Source organism: Burkholderia theae (assembly GCF_048565265.1).
Taxonomy (GTDB): Bacteria; Pseudomonadota; Gammaproteobacteria; order Burkholderiales; family Burkholderiaceae; genus Burkholderia; species Burkholderia theae.
Window position 1 is genome coordinate 876,466 of sequence record NZ_CP183462.1, and the last position, 16,247, is coordinate 892,712.

A 16,247-nucleotide genomic window follows, 5' to 3' on the forward strand; every position below is an offset into this window, starting at 1 on the left:
AATGGCGGCGCGGACAAGCGGGGGCGGGACGTGGCGGCGGGCGGGGTGCCGCGGGTGGCGTGTAGGGAGTGATTAACGAGAAACAGAGAGAACCGGCGAAACCGACGGGGAAGCCGGCTGCGAAGCGGGGGCGCGGGCCGGGCATGGCACGCGCCCCGGAGCGGGGTTACTGATCGATCGGCGACTTCAGCGGTTCGTGTTCGCCGGTCAGCCCGAACACGACGAGCTGCGCGGGTTCGGTCGCGCTGGCGTTGCGCGATACCTGGTGGCGAGAGCCAGGTGCTTCGTACCAGCCTTCGCCGGCGCGGTAGCGGCGCAGCGGGCCGCCGTTCACCTGCGACAGCACTTCGCCTTTCGACACGACCGCGAACACCGAGCCGAGGTGCTTGTGCGCTTCGGAAGCCTGGCCGGGCGCATAGTCGACGGTCGCGACGACGGCGAACTTGCCGGGCGCCTCGGGCACGGCCTGCCGCATGATCGCGTGCACGTTGTCGCCGGCGTCGTGCGCATGGGCGGCGGCTGGCAGCGTGGCGGTCAGCACGAGCCCCGCACACAGGGCGGCTCGATGGAGCGTGGAGCGGATCATCGTCGTCTCCTTACTCGGGCATCTTGCGGAACGCGATCGCGAAGCGGTTCCACGAGTTGATCGTCGCGATCAGCATCGACAGGTCGAACAGCTCCTCGTCGCTGAAATGCGGCTTCACGGCTTCCCAGACGGCGTCGGGCACGTGATTGCTGGCGACCAGCGTCAGTGCTTCGGTCCACTCCAGCGCGGCACGTTCGCGCTCGGTGAAGAACGGCGTTTCGCGCCACGTGACGACGGTCGCGAGACGGCGGTCGGTTTCGCCGCCCTTGCGCGCGTCGGTCGTGTGCATGTCGACGCAGAACGCGCAGCCGTTGATCTGCGACGCCCGCAGGCGGACGAGTTCGGCGAGCGGCTTCTCGATCGAGCTCTTCGCGAGGAATTCCTCGGCGTTGCGCATCACCTTCATCGCATTCGGGCTGGCGGTATAGAAGTTCAGGCGCTGTTGCATGGCAGGTCCTTGTTCGGTTGGTGCGCCGGGTGGCGCGACAGGACCCACTTTAAGACGCAGATTGGTCTGCTTGAATAGCCAATTTTCGGTAAATTCAGGTAACCAGTGCCGGGTTGCCGGCGCGGCCCGAACCCAGCAATCCGGCCAGCTTCGCGAGCGCCGTGTCGATGCGCAGCGCGTCGATCCCGCCATAGCCGAACAGCAGCCCCGCGCGGACCGGCACGCCGACATGGAACCCCGAAATTCCGTACAGGCCGATGTTCTGCGCGCGCGCCGCGCGAACCAGCGCCGCTTCGTCGATTCCCGGCTTCAGGTGCGCGGCGAGGTGGATGCCGGCGGTCGGCACGATCGGGTCGAACCACGGCGCGAGCGCGCCGCGCAGATGCGCGATCAGCATCTTGCGGCGCGCGTCGTAGTGCTTCTGCACGCGCTTCAGGTGCCGGGCGAAATCGCCTTCGAGCATGAAGCGCGCGAGCGCCGCCTGCGTCAGCGCGCAGGTGTGCCAGTCGACGATCTGTTTTGCCTTGGCCAGCGCGCCGCGCAGCGCGCGTGGCGGAATCGCATAACCGATCCGCAGGTCGGGAAAGATCGTCTTCGAGAACGTGCCGACGTACGCGACGAGGCCCGCGCGGTCGAGGCTCTTCAGCGATTCCACCGGCCGGCCTTCGAAGCGGAATTCGCCGTCGTAGTCGTCCTCGATGATCAGCGCGCGGCGGCGCTGCGCCCATTCAAGCAGCGCGATGCGCCGCTCCAGCGTCATCGGCATCCCGAGCGGGAACTGGTGCGACGGCGTCACGTAGACGAGGCGCGCATCGTCGGGCAGCCGCTCCGTGACGAGGCCGTGCGCGTCGACCGGCACGCCGATCACCGTCGCGCCAAGCGAGGCGAACGCGGCGCGCGCGGGAGGATAGCCGGGATCCTCGACCGCGACGACGTCGCCGGGCCGCACGACGACGCGCGCGAGCAGATCGAGCGCCTGTTGCGCGCCATGCGTGACGAGCACGTCGTCCCAGCTGCACGCCACCGCGCGGCTGAACGCGACGTAGCGCGCGATCGCGCCGCGCAGTTGCGGGTCGCCGGCCGGGTCGTGGTACTGGCCGGGGCCGCGCGCCTGCTGGCGTAGCGCGTGGTGCAGGCAGCGCCGCCACGCGTCGAACGGAAACAGCGTCTTGTCGGTCACGCCGCCGCGGAAATCGAAGCCGGGCGAATCCTGCGGCGCGGGCATCGCAAGCGCGTCGGGCAGCTCGTTCCATAGCGCGCGCGCGTCGACCGCGTCGATGCGCGGGGTGTCCTCGACGAGCGACGGCGCCGACATCGCGGCGGCATGCGGCACGCGCGCGAGGCCGTCGGCGACGAACGTGCCGTCGCCGGCACGCGTATTCAGGTAACCCTCGGCGACGAGGCGCTCGAACGCATCGAGCGTCGTCTTGCGCGATACGCCGAGCTGTTTCGCGAGATCGCGCGTCGACGGCAGCCGCGCGCCGCCTTCGAGACGCCCGTCGACGATCGCGGTGCGCAGTTGCCGGAAGATTTGCCCGGACAGGTCGTGACGGCCTTCGATGCGGATCGCGATGTCCATCGCAGTGGTTACCTCGATTGGGGTGATTTTGCTTCGATCAGCATACCGGAAGTCGGCATACTCCCGTCACCGGCATCGACCGACGCCGCAGCCCCGTCGCCCGATTGGACCGCGGCCCGCCGCTGCCTTACGATCCACGACAACCCCAAACCGGAGCGTCCCCATGCTGTCCGAAGACGAACTTGCGCTGCTCGACGCGATCCTCGCCACCGGCAGCCTGTCGCGCGCCGCCGCGCGGCTCGGCAAGGCGCCGTCGACGGTGTCGCACGCGGCGCGCCAGCTCGAAACGCGTTTCGACGCGCTGCTGTTCGACCGGCGCGGCTACCGGCTGCAGCTCACGCCGGCCGGACAGTTGCTGGCCGACGAGGCGTCGCGGCTGGCGCTGGACGTCGCGCGGCTGACGCAGCGCGTGCGGCAGGTCGCGAGCGGCTGGGAGGACCGGCTGTCGATCGTCAGCGACGAAGTGCTGGAGTTCGACACGCTGCTGCCGGTGGTCCGCGCGTTCGACGCGCTCGACTCGGGCGTGTCGCTGCGCTTCACGCACGAAGTGCTCGGCGGCACCTGGGAAGCGCTACGCGACGGTCGCGCGGACCTGGTGGTCGGTGCGACCAACGAGCCGCCGGCGATTCAGGGCTTCAAGTGGTTCGAACTGGGCGCGATGGAGTGGGTGTTCGCGGTGTCGCCGCGCCATCCGCTGGCCTCCTCGGACGACGTGCTGACGCGGGATGCGATCGGCGCGCATCGCGCGGTCGTCGTCGCCGATTCGTCGCGGCGCGCGGCCGGCCGCGCATACGGCCTGCTCGGCGGGCAGGCCATGCTCGCGGTACCGTCGATGCGCGCGAAGATCCTCGCGCAGCGCGACGGGCTCGGCGTCGGCTGGGTGCCGCGCCGGCGCGTGGCCTCGCTGCTCGCGCGCGGAGATCTCGTCGAGAAACGGACCGCCGATCCGCGCGAACCGAACCTGCTGTATGTCGCGTGGCGCGGTGACCGCGACGGCCGCGCGCTGCAATGGTGGCTGGAGCAATTGCGCGAGCCGAGACTCGCGCAGCGCCTGCTCGACGGGATCGACGTGGCCGGCTGAGACGGAGAAAGGCGGGCGGGGCATCCGCTCGAACACGTTCGACGATTTCGAACATGTTCGCCACGCGCGTCGTACGGCAACGCAGGGTGCCGAGCGCATCCTGTGTTCACGGTCAACTCACCGGTTCACAGGAGAACATCATGCAACGCTTCGGAGGAAAAACGGTCCTCGTCACGGGCGGCAACAGCGGTATCGGCCTGGCGGCCGCCCGCGCATTCGCGGCCGAAGGCGCGCGGGTCATCATCACCGGGCGCGACGCGCAGACGCTCGAGACCGCACGGCAGACGCTCGGCGAAGGCGCGCTCGCGATCCGCAACGAGGCCGGCAGCGTCGCGTCGGCCCGCGCGCTGGCGGACGCGATCGCGACGGCCGGCGTGCGGCTCGACGCCGTGTTCATCAACGCGGGCGTCGCGAAACTCGCGCCGTTCGCCGACAGCGACGAGGCCATGTGGGACCTCGTGTTCAACACCAACGTGAAGGGCGCGTATTTCCAGATCCAGTCGCTGGTGCCGCTGCTGAACCGCGGCGCGTCGATCGTGATCAACGGCTCGATCAACGCGCACATCGGGATGCCCGGCTCGTCGGTCTACGCGGCGAGCAAGGCGGCCGTCAATTCGTTCGCGAAGACGCTGTCGACGGAATTGCTGCCGCACGGCGTGCGCGTGAACGTCGTGAGCCCGGGGCCGGTGCAGACGCCGCTGTACGGCAAGCTCGGGCTCGATGCGGCGACGCTCGATGCGACGGCCGACAAGATCAAGGGCCTTGTCCCGATCGGCCGGTTCGGCACGCCGGATGAAATCGCGTCGACGGTGCTGCACCTCAGTGCGCCGGAGTCCGCGTTCATCGTCGGCGCGGAAATCATCGCGTCGGGCGGGATGGGGTTGCTCTGAGCGCCGAAGGGTAGCGGGGCGACGACGTGACCGGCCGGTAGCCGGAGCGATTGGGGCCAGGTGCGGGTCGGGCGGGCGGCGATTGGGCCGCTCGCCCGGCCGCACTGTGAAACCCATGCGGGCGGCAGGGTCGAGCGGGTGTTTACTAGACGACCGGTCTAATCCGGCGATATGATCCGGCTTCATGAATGCGACGGCACTCGCACCGCGAACGCGAAATTGCCACATGCGGCTGGGATGCTGAAGGCGTTGTCCTTGAGTCCATCGGGTATCGCTTGGCCGTGATGCTTTTTTTTAAGCCGATTTATAGACGACTGGTCTAATAGACGGAAACGGATTTTCGGCGACGTCCGCCGCACGTCGGCGCGCGACAACTGACTAACCGTCAGGTGCCTGCGTGATCGGCACGCCGCCTGCTCGATCCAGGCGGCCGCGCCGCACGGCTCCGTTCCCGTCCACTTACGAAGGAGTATCCGATCATGAAGATTCTGGTTGTCCTGACCTCGCACGACACGCTCGGCGACACCGGCAAGAAGACCGGCTTCTGGCTCGAGGAACTGGCCGCGCCGTACTACACGTTCAAGGATGCGGGCGTCGAGCTGACGCTCGCGTCGCCGAAGGGCGGCCAGCCGCCGCTCGACCCGAAAAGCAGCGATCCGGCGTCGCAGACCGACGCGACGCGGCGTTTCGAAGCCGATGCGGCGGCCAAGGCCGAACTCGCTTCGACGCACAAGCTGGCCGACGTGTCGGTGGACGACTACGACGCCGTGTTCTACCCGGGCGGCCACGGCCCGCTGTGGGATCTCGCCGAGGATCTGCATTCGATCCGCCTGATCGAGCATGCGCTCGCGGCCGGCAAGCCGGTCGCGGCCGTCTGCCACGCGCCGGGCGTGCTGCGCCACGTGAAGAACCCGAAGACCGGCGAATCGGTCGTGCGCGGCAAGCGCGCGACGGGCTTTACCAACAGCGAGGAAGCGGCCGTCGAGCTGACGGAAGTGGTGCCGTTCCTCGTCGAGGACATGCTGAAGACCAACGGCGCGGAATTCGAGCGCAGCGCCGACTGGGCGCCGCATGTCGTCACCGACGGGCTGCTGATCACGGGGCAGAACCCCGCGTCGTCGGAACCCGCCGCCGAGGCGCTGCTCGCGAAGCTCGGCCGCCAGTAAGCACGCAAGCACATGGCGCCGGCCGGGCCGGCGCCGTTCCGTATCCGTCGCCGGGCGCGATCTGCCCGCCGACGGCCCGAATCGTTCCGCCGTGCGCGCCGCACGGCGCGTTCCCAGTCGTTTTGCAGAACCAAGCAAAGGAGTCGTGGATGTCTGCCCTGTTCGAACCGTTCAAACTCAAGGATGTCACGCTGCGCAACCGCATCGCGGTGCCGCCGATGTGCCAGTACGTCGCCGAAGACGGCGTCGTCAACGACTGGCATCACGTGCATCTGGCCAGCATCGCGCGCGGCGGCGCGGGCCTCGTGATCGCGGAGGCGACGGCCGTGTCGCCGGAAGGGCGCATCACGCCGGGCTGCGCGGGGCTGTGGAACGATGCGCAGGCCGAAGCGTTCGCGCCGTCGGTCGCGGCGATCAAGGCGGCCGGCTCGGTGCCCGGCATCCAGATCGCGCACGCGGGCCGCAAGGCGAGCGCGAACCGTCCGTGGGAAGGCGACGACCATATCGCCGAAGGCGATCCGCGCGGCTGGCAGACCATCGCGCCGTCGGCCGTACCGTTCGGCGCGCATCTGCCGAAGGTGCCGCGTGAAATGACGCACGACGACATCGCCCGCGTGCAGGCCGACTTCGTCGCATCGGCGAAGCGCGCGCGTGACCTGGGCTTCGAATGGCTCGAACTGCACTTTGCGCACGGCTATCTCGGCCAGAGCTTCTTCTCGGTGCATTCGAACCAGCGCGACGACGAATACGGCGGTTCGGCCGAGAACCGCGGCCGCTTCCTCGTCGACACGCTCGCGGCCGTCCGCAAGGTATGGCCCGAACATCTGCCGCTGACCGCGCGCCTGGGCGTGATCGAATACGACGGCCGCGACGACGAGACGCTCGCCGAATCGATCGCGCTCACGCAGCGGATGAAGCAGGCAGGGCTCGACATGCTGAGCGTGTCGGTCGGCTTCTCGACGCCCGACGCACGGATTCCGTGGGGCCCGGCGTTCCTCGCGCCGATCGCCGAGCGCGTGCGCCGCGAGGCCGGGCTGCCGGTGTCGTCCGCGTGGGGGATCGACACACCGCAACTGGCGAACCGCGTCGTCGCCGAACAGCAGCTCGATCTCGTGATGGTCGGCCGCGCGCATCTCGCCGATCCGCACTGGCCGTACTACGCGGCGAAGCAGCTCGGCGTCGAGCGCCCGTCGTGGACGCTGCCCGCGCCATACGCACACTGGCTCGAACGTTACCGGATCGCCGACAAGGTGGCCTGAGCGGGTGAGATAACACGCCGCCGATCCGGCGCCGATGGATAGAATGGCGGTTCGCGCAGGCCGGTGGCTTGCGCGAACCGCCATTTTTCCATTTCGACAGAGGTGCCATGGGCGTCCATGTCCCGTCGTCTCACGATCCCGCCGCGCGACCGCGCGGCCAGCAGATCGCCCGCGCCGTGCTGTATGCGGCGCTGCTGGTGCTCGCGCTGTGGGTGATCCGCGACTTCATTCCCGCCATCGCGTGGGCCTGCGTGAGCGCCATCGCGATGTGGCCGCTGCTGAAGTGCTTCGAATCGCACCGGCTGTTCCGCGACCGGCCGACGGTCATCGCGCTCGTGATCACGGCGGCGATCTCGCTGCTCGTCGTGCTGCCGGTCGCCATCGCCGCGACCGAGGCGGTCGGGCAGGCGCACGACCTGCGCGAGTGGCTGCACTCGATCCAGGACAACGGCATTCCGCTGCCGGAAGTGGTCGGCCGGCTGCCTTACGGCGCCGCGCAGATCACCGAATGGTGGCAGGCCAATCTCGGCCATCCGCTGCATGCGTCCAGCGCGATGCACGGCGTCAACAGCGAGAAATTCCTCGCGTACGGCCGGCAATTCGGCACGAAGCTCGCGCATGCGCTGCTCGAATTCGGCTTCATGCTCGTCACGCTGTTCGTGATCCTGCGCGCGGGCCACAAGCTGTCGGGCGCATTGCTGCAGGGCGCGCGGCGTGCGTTCGGGCGCAACGGCGCGGAACTGATCGAGCGGATGGTCGCGGCCGTGTTCGGTACGGTGACGGGGCTCGTCGTCGTCGGGCTCGGCGAGGGCGCGCTGCTCGGTATCGCCTATGCGCTTGCGGGCGTCCCGCATGCGGCGCTGCTCGGCCTCGTGACGGCGGTCGCCGCGATGCTGCCGTTCTGCGCGCCGATCGTGTTCTGCGGCGCGGCGCTCTGGCTGTTCGTGCAGGGCGCGACCGTGTGGGCCGTCGTGGTGGCCGTGCTCGGTTTCGTCGTCGTGTTCGTCGCCGAGCATTTCGTGCGGCCGGTGCTGATCGGCAACTCGGCGCGGCTGCCGTTCCTGCTCGTGCTGTTCGGCATCCTCGGCGGCGCCGAGACGTTCGGCCTGATCGGGCTGTTCGTCGGCCCCGCACTGATGACGGTGCTGACGGTGCTGTGGGTCGAATGGATCGCGTGACGATGCACGCCGTTGCGCCGGTTTGACGCATCGGCGCAGCGGCATGGATGCGCGGGCAAGCATCCGCCGGCCGCAACGGTCGGTAACGCTCGGGCTTGCGCTGGGGCATGCAACGTGCGTGGAAACCAGCGATTCGGATGCGGATCTCTACATTTCTTTTCGATCCGGACCCAAAGGTCGAGTAGCATGAGGTTTTCGATCGCGCCGGCACGGCGCAGCAGATTTCCCCAAGCATGCGATTGATTACGATGTCCCGTCCCGCAGCGACGCTGTCCCTGGCCGCCAGCTGCCTGATGTTGCATGGCTGCGCGTGGTTCGACTCGTGGCTGCCGTTTTCGTATTCGCGCACGCCGCTGGCAAGGGCCGCGTCGCGGCATGGCGCGACCCGCGCCGACATCGTCCGCGCCGGCGGCAACCCGCGCAGCGTCTGGATGGTCCGCAACGGCAGCGGCGTCTGCTACAACTACTTCATCGAACACGGCAACGATCACCGGACTTATTTCGTCGTGTTCGACCGGGCCGGCGTCGTCACGCAACACGGCTTCGATACCTGCATGGACGCCGACCGCAACGGCAAGCTGCAGTCGGGCAAGGGCAGTTAGGCAGTACGGCCGCCGCCGGCCGCATCACGCGGTCACGCGATCGTGTCGACCACGCCGCCGTCGACGCGCAGCGCCGCGCCGGTTGTCGCCGAAGCCTGCGGCGAGCACACGTACACCACCAGGTTCGCGACCTCCTCGGGCGTCGCGGGCCGCTGGATGATCGAGCTCGAGCGATGGTTGCGCACGAAATCCACGGCCACGTCCTCGACGCTGCGGCCGGATTCGTCGGCCGTTTCCTTCAGCAGCGCCCGCACGCCGTCCGACATCGTCGGTCCCGGCAGCACCGAGTTGACGGTCACGTTCGTGCCGGCCGCGAGCTTCGCGAGGCCGCGCGCGATCGACAGTTGCGCGGTTTTCGTGAAGCCGTAATGAATCATGTCGACCGGGATGTTCAGGCCCGATTCCGACGAAATGAACACGACGCGCCCGGCGTTGCGTTCAATCATCCCTTTCAGGTAATGCCGCGCGAGCCGCACGCCGGACATCACGTTCGTCTGGAAGTAATGCTCCCATTCGGTGTCGTCGATGTCGAAGAACGCCTTCAGGCCGTAGATGCCCGCGTTGTTGACGAGGATGTCGGCATCGGCCGTGTGCTGCGTGATGCGCGCGACGCCAGTGGCATCGGACAGGTCGGCGGCGACGCCGTCGACGCTCGCGCCGGGCACGGCGGTGCGCAGGTGCGCGAGCGCGGACTGCACCGACGCGTCGCTGCGGCCGTTGACGATGACGCGTGCGCCGGCGCGCGCGAGGCCTTCGGCGATGGCGAGCCCGATGCCGGCGGTGGAGGCGGTGACGACCGCGGTCTTGCCTTTCAGATCGATGTGCATGTGGGTGACGGGAGAGGAGTGAACAGGAACCGCCGCGCATGCCGCGGCGAGCGGAATTCAAAGCTTAGGTCAAACCGCGCGATCCGGTATCGAAGCTGCAAAGTGCCGGTTGCATCGTCCCGCACAGTCTTGTACGGTGAGCGTTCGCCGTCCGAACCGGGAGCCCGCCGCGTGAGCCGTTCCGCCAACCGATCCGCCGTACCGTCGCCGTTCTGGCGCGATGCCGCGCTGCCGTTCATCGAGGCGCGCACCGTCGACGACGGGCGTTCGATCTGCTACGCGAAGCACACGCACGACACGTTTTCGGTGGGCGCGATCGTCGGCGGCACGAGCACCTACGTGAACGGCGCGACGAACGAACACGTCGGGCGCGGCGTGCTCGTGATCATCGATCCGGAACAGGTGCACGCGTGCAATCCGTACGGCCCCGACGCATGGGCGTACCGGATGGTCTACGTCGACGTGCCATGGCTCGCGCGGCTGCAGCATTCGCTGGGCCGCGATCCGAATGGCGATTTCCACGGGTTTTCGCCGAAGTTGACGGAACGGCGCGACCTGTTCACGCAATTTGTCGGCTTCTATCGCACGCTCGTGTCGCCCGCGATCGATCCGCTCGGCAAGGAGAGCTCGGCGGTCGAATTCTTCACCGCGCTGCACGGCGCGCTCGATCGCGAACTGCCCGACCCGCGGCCCGGGGACGACAACGCAAAACTCGCGCGCGCGGCCGACTACATCGCCGCGAATTGCCGCGAGGGTGTCTCGCTCGATGCGATCTGCGCGGCGGCTGATCTGTCGCCGTCGTATCTGATCCGCGCATTCAACGCGCGCTACGGCATGACGCCGCATGCGTTCCTGATCGATCGCCGTGTGCAGTACGGCCGCACCGAGCTGCGCCGCGGCCGGCCGATCGCCGACGTCGCGCTCGACGCGGGTTTTGCGGACCAGGCGCATTTCCAGCGCGCGTTCCGGCGGATCGCGGCCGCGACGCCCGGGCAGTACCGCAGCGCGATGAGTTGAACGGGCGCGTGGCTACACGTCAAGCAGAAACAGCGCGCTGCCCGCGAGCAGCAGCGCCATCAACCGGTTGAAAAAGCGCATGCGCCGCGCATTCGCAAGCCGGTGCCGCAGCGATGCGCCCGCATACGCCCAGCACGCGATCGACGCGAAACAGATCACCAGATACAGCCCGGCGAATAACCAGACCTGCGTGCGGTCGCCATCGGCCGCATACGCACCCATCGCGGCCACGCACGCGAGCCACGCCTTCGGGTTCAGCCACTGCATCGCCGCGCCGGCCGCCGCCGTCGGGCCGGCCACGTTCGGGTCGGCCGACAGCCGGCCGTCATCGAGCGCGAGCCGCAGCGCCATGTATAGCAGGAACGCGATCCCCGACCACTGCGTGGCGGTCGTCAGCACGGGCCAGCGCGCGAGCGCCGCGTGCAGGCCGAGGCCGATCAGCAGGAACAGCGCGACGAAACCGAGCGTCGCGCCTGCCGCATAGCGCAGGCTCGCGCCGAGCCCGTGGCGCGCGCCCGCGCTGAGCGCGACGATGTTGACGGGACCGGGGGTGATCGACGAGGCGAGCGCGAACGCGGCCATCGAAACCAGCATGCTCATTGGATGTCTCCATGCGAAATGTCGAAAGTCGCATCGAGACTACGGAAGCCGCATCGGCCCGTATTGAAGAAAACTGCCCTCGACGGCGCGCGGCCGCCGTCAGTGCAACGCGCGCGGCGGGTGCGCCGGTTGCGCGTCGTGCGTATCGGCGGGGCTGTTTGCATCGGCCGGGCGCAGCGGGCCGCCCGCGCAAGGTTGGGTCGATACCGAGAAGCCGAACGTATTGACGCCGCCCGAGCATGCGACGAACACGCCGCCGCCGTGCATCTCGGCCACGGCCTTGACGATCGACAGCCCGAGCCCGTGGTTCTCCTTGCTGTTCGCGCGCGCTTCCTCGAGCCGGTAGAAACGCTCGAACACGTGCGAGCGCTGGGCGGGGTCGATCGGTTCGCCGGGGTTCGCGACGGCCATTTCGACGAGCGCGTCGCGGCGCGTGATCGTCACGTTCAGCGTCGCGCCGGGCGCCGAATGCTGGATCGCGTTGATCAGCAGGTTCGTCATCGCGCGGCGGAACAGCGACGGATCGACGGCCGCGCGCGCATCGCCGTGCAGTTCGGCGTGCAGTTGCGCCTCATCGAGCGGGATTTCGAGGAAGTCGAGCATGCGCCGCACCTCGTCGGCGAGCGACACGTCCTTCAGGTCGGTCGCGCGTTCACCGCGGTCGCTGCGCGACAGGAACAGCATGTCGTTGATGATCACGCGCAGCCGCTCGAACTCCTCGAGGTTCGACTGCAGCGTCTGGCGCATCCGGTCGACCGAGCGGTCGCGGCTCGTCAGCGCGACCTGGGTCTGGCCGATCAGGATGCTGACCGGCGTGCGCAGCTCGTGCGCGACGTCCGCGTTGAATGCCTCGAGCCGCGCGTAGGTTTGCTGGATGCGGTCGAGCGCGCCGTTGAACGCCGCGGCGAGGTCGCGCAGTTCGGCCGGCAGCGCGTCGGTCTGTAGCCGCTGGCGGCGGTTCGTGGCGCTCACGGTTGCCGCATCCTGTGACAGCCGGTCGAGCGGCGCGAGCCCGAAGCGCGCGACCGCGCGGCTCAGCAGCAGCGTGATGACGGTGGCCGTCGCGATCAGCACGGCGAGGGTCCAGCCGAAGCGGCGCAGCATCCGCTGCGTGCGCTCGCACGAACTGGCGACGACCAGCTGCAGTGTCGGCCGCTCGCCGCTGCCGGCTACGGTGACGGTTTTCGTCATCACGTCGTAGCTGCTGTCGTTCAGCGCGTAGCGCTGGAACGAGCCGTTCGGCGGCTCGATCGGCACGCCGTTCACGGGGTTGCCGAAGCGGAAGGCGGGATCGGGACTGACGATCTGGTAGTGCGTCGAGCCATCGGGCGGTTCGAAATCGCTGAGCTTCTCCTGCAGCAGGCGCCCGCGCGCGGCCGTGGTGGCATGCGACACGATCAGTTCGGCGACCTTGGCGCGCGTGTCGAGCGTCGCGCGCAGCTCCGCGAACAACTGGCGCTCCATCATCACGAACAGCCCGCAGCCGACCAGCGTGAACACGAGCAGCGACACGATGCCGAACATCGCGGAGAGCCGCAGGACGATCGAGCGTTTCATGCCTGCCTCTCGGCGTCGCCTTCCTCGCGCGCCTCGAGCACGTAGCCCATGCCGCGGATCGTGTGCAGCAGCTTCTCCGCGAACGGGCCGTCGAGTTTCGCGCGCAGGCGCTTGATCGCCGTCTCGACGACGTTCGCGTTGCTGTCGAAGTTCACGTCCCACACGAGTTCGGCGATCGTCGTCTTCGACAGCACCTCGCCGCTGCGCCGCGCGAGCACGCCGAGCAGCTGGAACTCCTGCGCGGTCAGGTCGAGCCGCGTGCCGTCGCGGGTCGCGCGGCGGCCGATCAGGTCGACGCGCAGGTCGCCGATCGAGATCAGCGTCGATTCCTGCACGCGGGCACGGCGCGTCAGCGCGCGCAGCCGTTCGATCAGTTCGAGGAACGAGAAGGGCTTGGTCAGATAATCGTCGGCGCCGCCGCGCAGCCCGCGCACGCGATCGTCGACACGGTCGCGGGCGGTCAGCATGATGACGGGCGTCTGCTTCTGCGCGCGCAACGCGCGCAGCACGCCGAAGCCGTCGAGCTTCGGCAGCATCACGTCGAGCACGACCACGTCGTAGTCGAATTCGACGGCTTTCCACGCGCCGTCCTCGCCGTCGAGCGCGGTATCGACGACCCAGCCTTCCTCGGTCAGACCGCTCTTCAGGTATTCGACGACTTTCGGTTCGTCTTCGACGATCAGCACTTTCATATTGTGTGTCCGCGTAACCGGGTTAAGGGCCGACGCCCGCGGTGCGCTGCGGGCCCGCCGCCGCGACGTCGGACGGCGCGGGGCCGTGCGTCGCATCGCCGTCCCAGCCGCCGCCGAGCGCCTTCGCGAGAAAAACGACGAGCGCCGCGCGCTGGCCCTGGATCTGCACGGCCTGGCGCTCGCTCGTCAGCAGTTGCTGCTGGGCCGTCAGCACGTCGATGAACGGCGTCAGGCCGCCCGCGTAGCGATCCTGCGCGAGCGACACGAGCTTGCGCGCGTCGTCGACGGCCGCCGAGGCCTGCTGCGCGGCTTCGGCCAGCACCGACAGGCCCGTCACCGCATTCTGCACCTCCTGGAACGCGGTGAGCACGGTCTGCCGGTAGCTGGCCTGCGCGGCCGTATAACCGGCCTGCGCGAAATCGACGCCGGCCTTCAGCTTGCCGCCTTCGAACAGCGGCTGGCTGACCGACGCGCCGACCGACCACAGCAGCGCCGGCACGGTGAACAGGCCCGCGAAGCGCGTCGCATCCCAGCCGAGGTCCGGCGACAGCATGATGCGCGGGAAATACGCGGCGCGCGCGACGCCGATCTGCGCGTTCGCGGCGGCCATCGCGCGCTCGGCCGACGCGACGTCGGGCCGCCGCTGCAGCAGGTCGCTCGGCATGCCGGTCGGCAGCGCGGGCGCGTTGATCGGCACCACACGCGGCGGCAGCGAGAATGTGGGTGCCGGCGTGCCGACCAGCGTCGCGATCGCGGTTTCGACCTGCGCGCGCTGCTGGAGCAGCAACTGCGCCTGCGTGCGCGTCGCGTCGAGCTGGGCGCGCTGCTGCAGCAGGTCGAGGCCCGACACCGCGCCGAGTTCATGGCGCGCGTCCACGTAGTCGAGCGCCTTCTGCTGCAGGTCGATCGAACGCTTGACGACGTCGATCTCGGTGTCGAGCTCGCGCAGCGCGAAATAGCTCGACGCGAGATCGGCGGTCAGCACGAGGCGCGCGTTCACGAAATCGTCGTGGGCTTGCTCGGTGCTCGCCTGCGCGGATTCGACGCTGCGCCGCACGCGGCCGAACAGGTCGAGCTCGTAGCTGACGCTCGCGCCGACCTGGATGTCGTTCTGCACGGTCGACGCGTTGACTGTCGTGTAGTTGGTCTGCGGCCGGTCGGCGGAGATCTTGAAGCGCTGGCCGCTCGCGTTCAGGCCGACCGCCGGATATTGCGCGGACGCGACCGACGCGAGCGTCGCCTTCGCCTGGTCGTAGCGCGCGGCGACGGCCTTGAGGTTCTGGTTGTTGCGCAGCGCATCGGTTTCGAGCGCGTCGAGCTGCGGATCGCCGAACGCGGTCCACCACGCCGGATCGAGCGGCGCGCGGGCGGGCGCGGCCGGATGCCAGTACGCGTCGGCCGGATCGAGCCGCCACGCGGCCGGCGTATCGACGGACGGGCGCTGGTAGTCGGGGCCGACCGTGCAGGCGGCGAGGGCGGTGGCCGCCACGACGGCGGCAAGCGCCGCGGGCCGCACGCGAACGCGTGTCGCGATCACGACTTCGCTCCCGCCGCGCCGGACGCGGGTTTCGCCGCCGGCGCCGACACGATGACCTGGTCGCCATTGGCGAGCGCGTCGCCCGGGTTCGCGACGAGCCGGTCGTTCGGTGTGAGCGGCCCGTCGACTTCGAGCGTCTGGCCGATCGTGCGCACGATCGTCACCTGTTTCAGGCGGACCTGGCCGTTCGCGTCGACGGTCGCGACCGTCGGACCTTCGGCACGGAACAGCAACGTATTGGCCGGAACTTGCAGGCGGCCGATCGGCGTCATCGGCAGCGTCGCCTGCACGTACGCGCCGGGGAGCAGCCGGCCGTCCGGGTTCGGCAGCGTGATCTCGATCTGCAGCGAGCGCGTCGCGACGTCGATCGCCTCGGACGTGCGCGTGATCGTGCCGTCGAAGGTCTGGCCCGGCAGCTCGGTCTGCGCGACGCTCACGTGCTGGCCGACCTTCACCTGTTGCGCGTAGGCCTGCGGCACCTGCACGTAGAGGCGCAGCCGGTCGGCCTGCACGACCGTAAACAGCGAGCGGCCCGCGTTGCCGGAACTGACGAGATCGCCGACGTCGACGTTGCGCTGCGTGACGATCCCGTCGATCGGCGCGACGATCCGCTGGAAGCCTTTCAGCTCGGTGAGCCGGCGCATGTTCGCGTCGGCCGCGGCGAGGTTCGCGGTGCCCTGGTTGAACGCGCCTTGCCGGTCGTCGAGTTCCTGCTGCGAGACGGCATCGCGCTGGCGCAGCTGCTGCGCGCGGTCGAACGACGTCTTCGCGAGCGCGAGCGTCGCCTGCGCCTGCTGGCGCTGCGCGGTGGCCTGCGCGAGTTCCTGGTTCAGTTCGGGCGTATCCAGTTCGGCGAGCACTTGCCCTTGCTTCACGTGCGCGCCGATATCGGCTTGCCAGCGCAGCACGTAGCCGCTGGCGCGCGCGTAGATCGGCGCCTCGACGAAGCCGCGCAGCGTGCCGGGCAGCGTCAGCTTGCCGCCGGTCGCCGCGTCGACCGGATGCACGACGTTCACGTACTGGCGCGTGTTCTGCTCCGCGACCGCGTCGAGCCGGTTGCGGTTCAGCACGTTGACGACGATCGTGCGCGCGGCGCCGGCGGCCAGCAGCACGCCGATCACGATCAGGACGATCCGTCCGCGCCGCGACACCGACGTGCGCGTCGGCAGGTGCATGCCGTGTTCGTCCACCTGGATGCCGACGGAGCTGTGATGTTTCTCTTCCATGA

The 16,247-nt window shown here is 69.1% G+C and carries 16 protein-coding genes; 7 read left to right on the forward strand and 9 right to left on the reverse strand.

Annotated elements, in window-relative coordinates; genetic code table 11:
* Window positions 1-166 precede the first annotated feature (166 nt).
* The 3 genes from ACN22W_RS21410 to ACN22W_RS21420 all read right to left on the reverse strand — a co-directional run bounded on the left by ACN22W_RS21410 (window position 167) and on the right by ACN22W_RS21420 (window position 2,613).
* A complete protein-coding gene (locus tag ACN22W_RS21410) occupies window positions 167-586 on the reverse strand; it encodes a cupin domain-containing protein (protein WP_419689315.1) in 420 nt (139 codons plus the stop codon).
* A 10-nt stretch (window positions 587-596) separates the two neighbouring features.
* Complete coding sequence (locus tag ACN22W_RS21415) at window positions 597-1,034, reverse strand: carboxymuconolactone decarboxylase family protein (protein WP_193100648.1); 438 nt, start codon at window positions 1,032-1,034, stop codon at window positions 597-599.
* A gap of 94 nt (window positions 1,035-1,128) precedes the next feature.
* Entirely contained in the window at window positions 1,129-2,613 is a 1,485-nt protein-coding gene (locus tag ACN22W_RS21420) for a PLP-dependent aminotransferase family protein (RefSeq protein ID WP_419689316.1), read from the reverse strand.
* A 163-nt stretch (window positions 2,614-2,776) separates the two neighbouring features.
* On the opposite strand from ACN22W_RS21420, the gene ACN22W_RS21425 reads away from it, so the two are divergent.
* From ACN22W_RS21425 to ACN22W_RS21450, 6 genes are all read left to right on the forward strand, one after another.
* The gene (locus tag ACN22W_RS21425; protein ID WP_419689317.1) at window positions 2,777-3,694 is read left to right on the forward strand and encodes a LysR family transcriptional regulator; all 918 of its coding nucleotides are present in this window, start codon (window positions 2,777-2,779) and stop codon (window positions 3,692-3,694) included.
* A gap of 140 nt (window positions 3,695-3,834) precedes the next feature.
* Window positions 3,835-4,584: an SDR family oxidoreductase gene (locus tag ACN22W_RS21430; RefSeq protein WP_419689318.1), complete on the forward strand. Its 750-nt coding sequence runs from the start codon at window positions 3,835-3,837 to the stop codon at window positions 4,582-4,584.
* Window positions 4,585-5,063: 479 nt separating this feature from the next.
* Window positions 5,064-5,750 (forward strand): type 1 glutamine amidotransferase domain-containing protein, encoded by a 687-nt coding sequence (locus ACN22W_RS21435; protein WP_048245365.1) that lies wholly within the window; start codon window positions 5,064-5,066, stop codon window positions 5,748-5,750.
* 149 nt (window positions 5,751-5,899) lie between these two features.
* On the forward strand, window positions 5,900-7,009 hold the full coding sequence (locus ACN22W_RS21440) for an NADH:flavin oxidoreductase/NADH oxidase (RefSeq protein ID WP_193100641.1): 1,110 nt from the start codon (window positions 5,900-5,902) through the stop codon (window positions 7,007-7,009).
* Between the two features lie 107 nt (window positions 7,010-7,116).
* On the forward strand, window positions 7,117-8,187 hold the full coding sequence (locus tag ACN22W_RS21445) for an AI-2E family transporter (RefSeq protein WP_419689319.1): 1,071 nt from the start codon (window positions 7,117-7,119) through the stop codon (window positions 8,185-8,187).
* Between the two features lie 233 nt (window positions 8,188-8,420).
* Complete coding sequence (locus ACN22W_RS21450) at window positions 8,421-8,789, forward strand: hypothetical protein (protein WP_419689320.1); 369 nt, start codon at window positions 8,421-8,423, stop codon at window positions 8,787-8,789.
* Between the two features lie 32 nt (window positions 8,790-8,821).
* Here ACN22W_RS21450 and ACN22W_RS21455 read toward each other — a convergent pair whose 3' ends face one another.
* The gene (locus tag ACN22W_RS21455; RefSeq protein WP_419689321.1) at window positions 8,822-9,616 is read right to left on the reverse strand and encodes an SDR family NAD(P)-dependent oxidoreductase; all 795 of its coding nucleotides are present in this window, start codon (window positions 9,614-9,616) and stop codon (window positions 8,822-8,824) included.
* A gap of 171 nt (window positions 9,617-9,787) precedes the next feature.
* Here ACN22W_RS21455 and ACN22W_RS21460 point away from each other — a divergent pair, with 171 nt between their 5' ends.
* Window positions 9,788-10,633 (forward strand): AraC family transcriptional regulator, encoded by an 846-nt coding sequence (locus tag ACN22W_RS21460; RefSeq protein WP_419689322.1) that lies wholly within the window; start codon window positions 9,788-9,790, stop codon window positions 10,631-10,633.
* A gap of 12 nt (window positions 10,634-10,645) precedes the next feature.
* On the opposite strand, the gene ACN22W_RS21465 is transcribed toward ACN22W_RS21460, so the two are convergent.
* The 5 genes from ACN22W_RS21465 to ACN22W_RS21485 form a co-directional block, all read right to left on the reverse strand.
* On the reverse strand, window positions 10,646-11,233 hold the full coding sequence (locus ACN22W_RS21465) for a LysE family translocator (RefSeq protein WP_419689323.1): 588 nt from the start codon (window positions 11,231-11,233) through the stop codon (window positions 10,646-10,648).
* A gap of 99 nt (window positions 11,234-11,332) precedes the next feature.
* Complete coding sequence (locus tag ACN22W_RS21470; RefSeq protein WP_419689324.1) at window positions 11,333-12,790, reverse strand: heavy metal sensor histidine kinase; 1,458 nt, start codon at window positions 12,788-12,790, stop codon at window positions 11,333-11,335.
* Window positions 12,787-13,482 carry a heavy metal response regulator transcription factor gene (locus tag ACN22W_RS21475; protein ID WP_048245357.1) on the reverse strand — a complete coding sequence of 232 codons (696 nt, stop codon included), beginning with the start codon at window positions 13,480-13,482 and terminating at the stop codon, window positions 12,787-12,789. Before ACN22W_RS21475 ends, ACN22W_RS21470 begins: the two co-directional genes overlap by 4 nt.
* Window positions 13,483-13,504: 22 nt before the next feature.
* Window positions 13,505-15,019 carry an efflux transporter outer membrane subunit gene (locus ACN22W_RS21480; RefSeq protein WP_419689325.1) on the reverse strand — a complete coding sequence of 505 codons (1,515 nt, stop codon included), beginning with the start codon at window positions 15,017-15,019 and terminating at the stop codon, window positions 13,505-13,507.
* The gene (locus tag ACN22W_RS21485; RefSeq protein ID WP_193100633.1) at window positions 15,016-16,245 is read right to left on the reverse strand and encodes an efflux RND transporter periplasmic adaptor subunit; all 1,230 of its coding nucleotides are present in this window, start codon (window positions 16,243-16,245) and stop codon (window positions 15,016-15,018) included. Before ACN22W_RS21485 ends, ACN22W_RS21480 begins: the two co-directional genes overlap by 4 nt.
* Window positions 16,246-16,247: the final 2 nt, after the last annotated feature.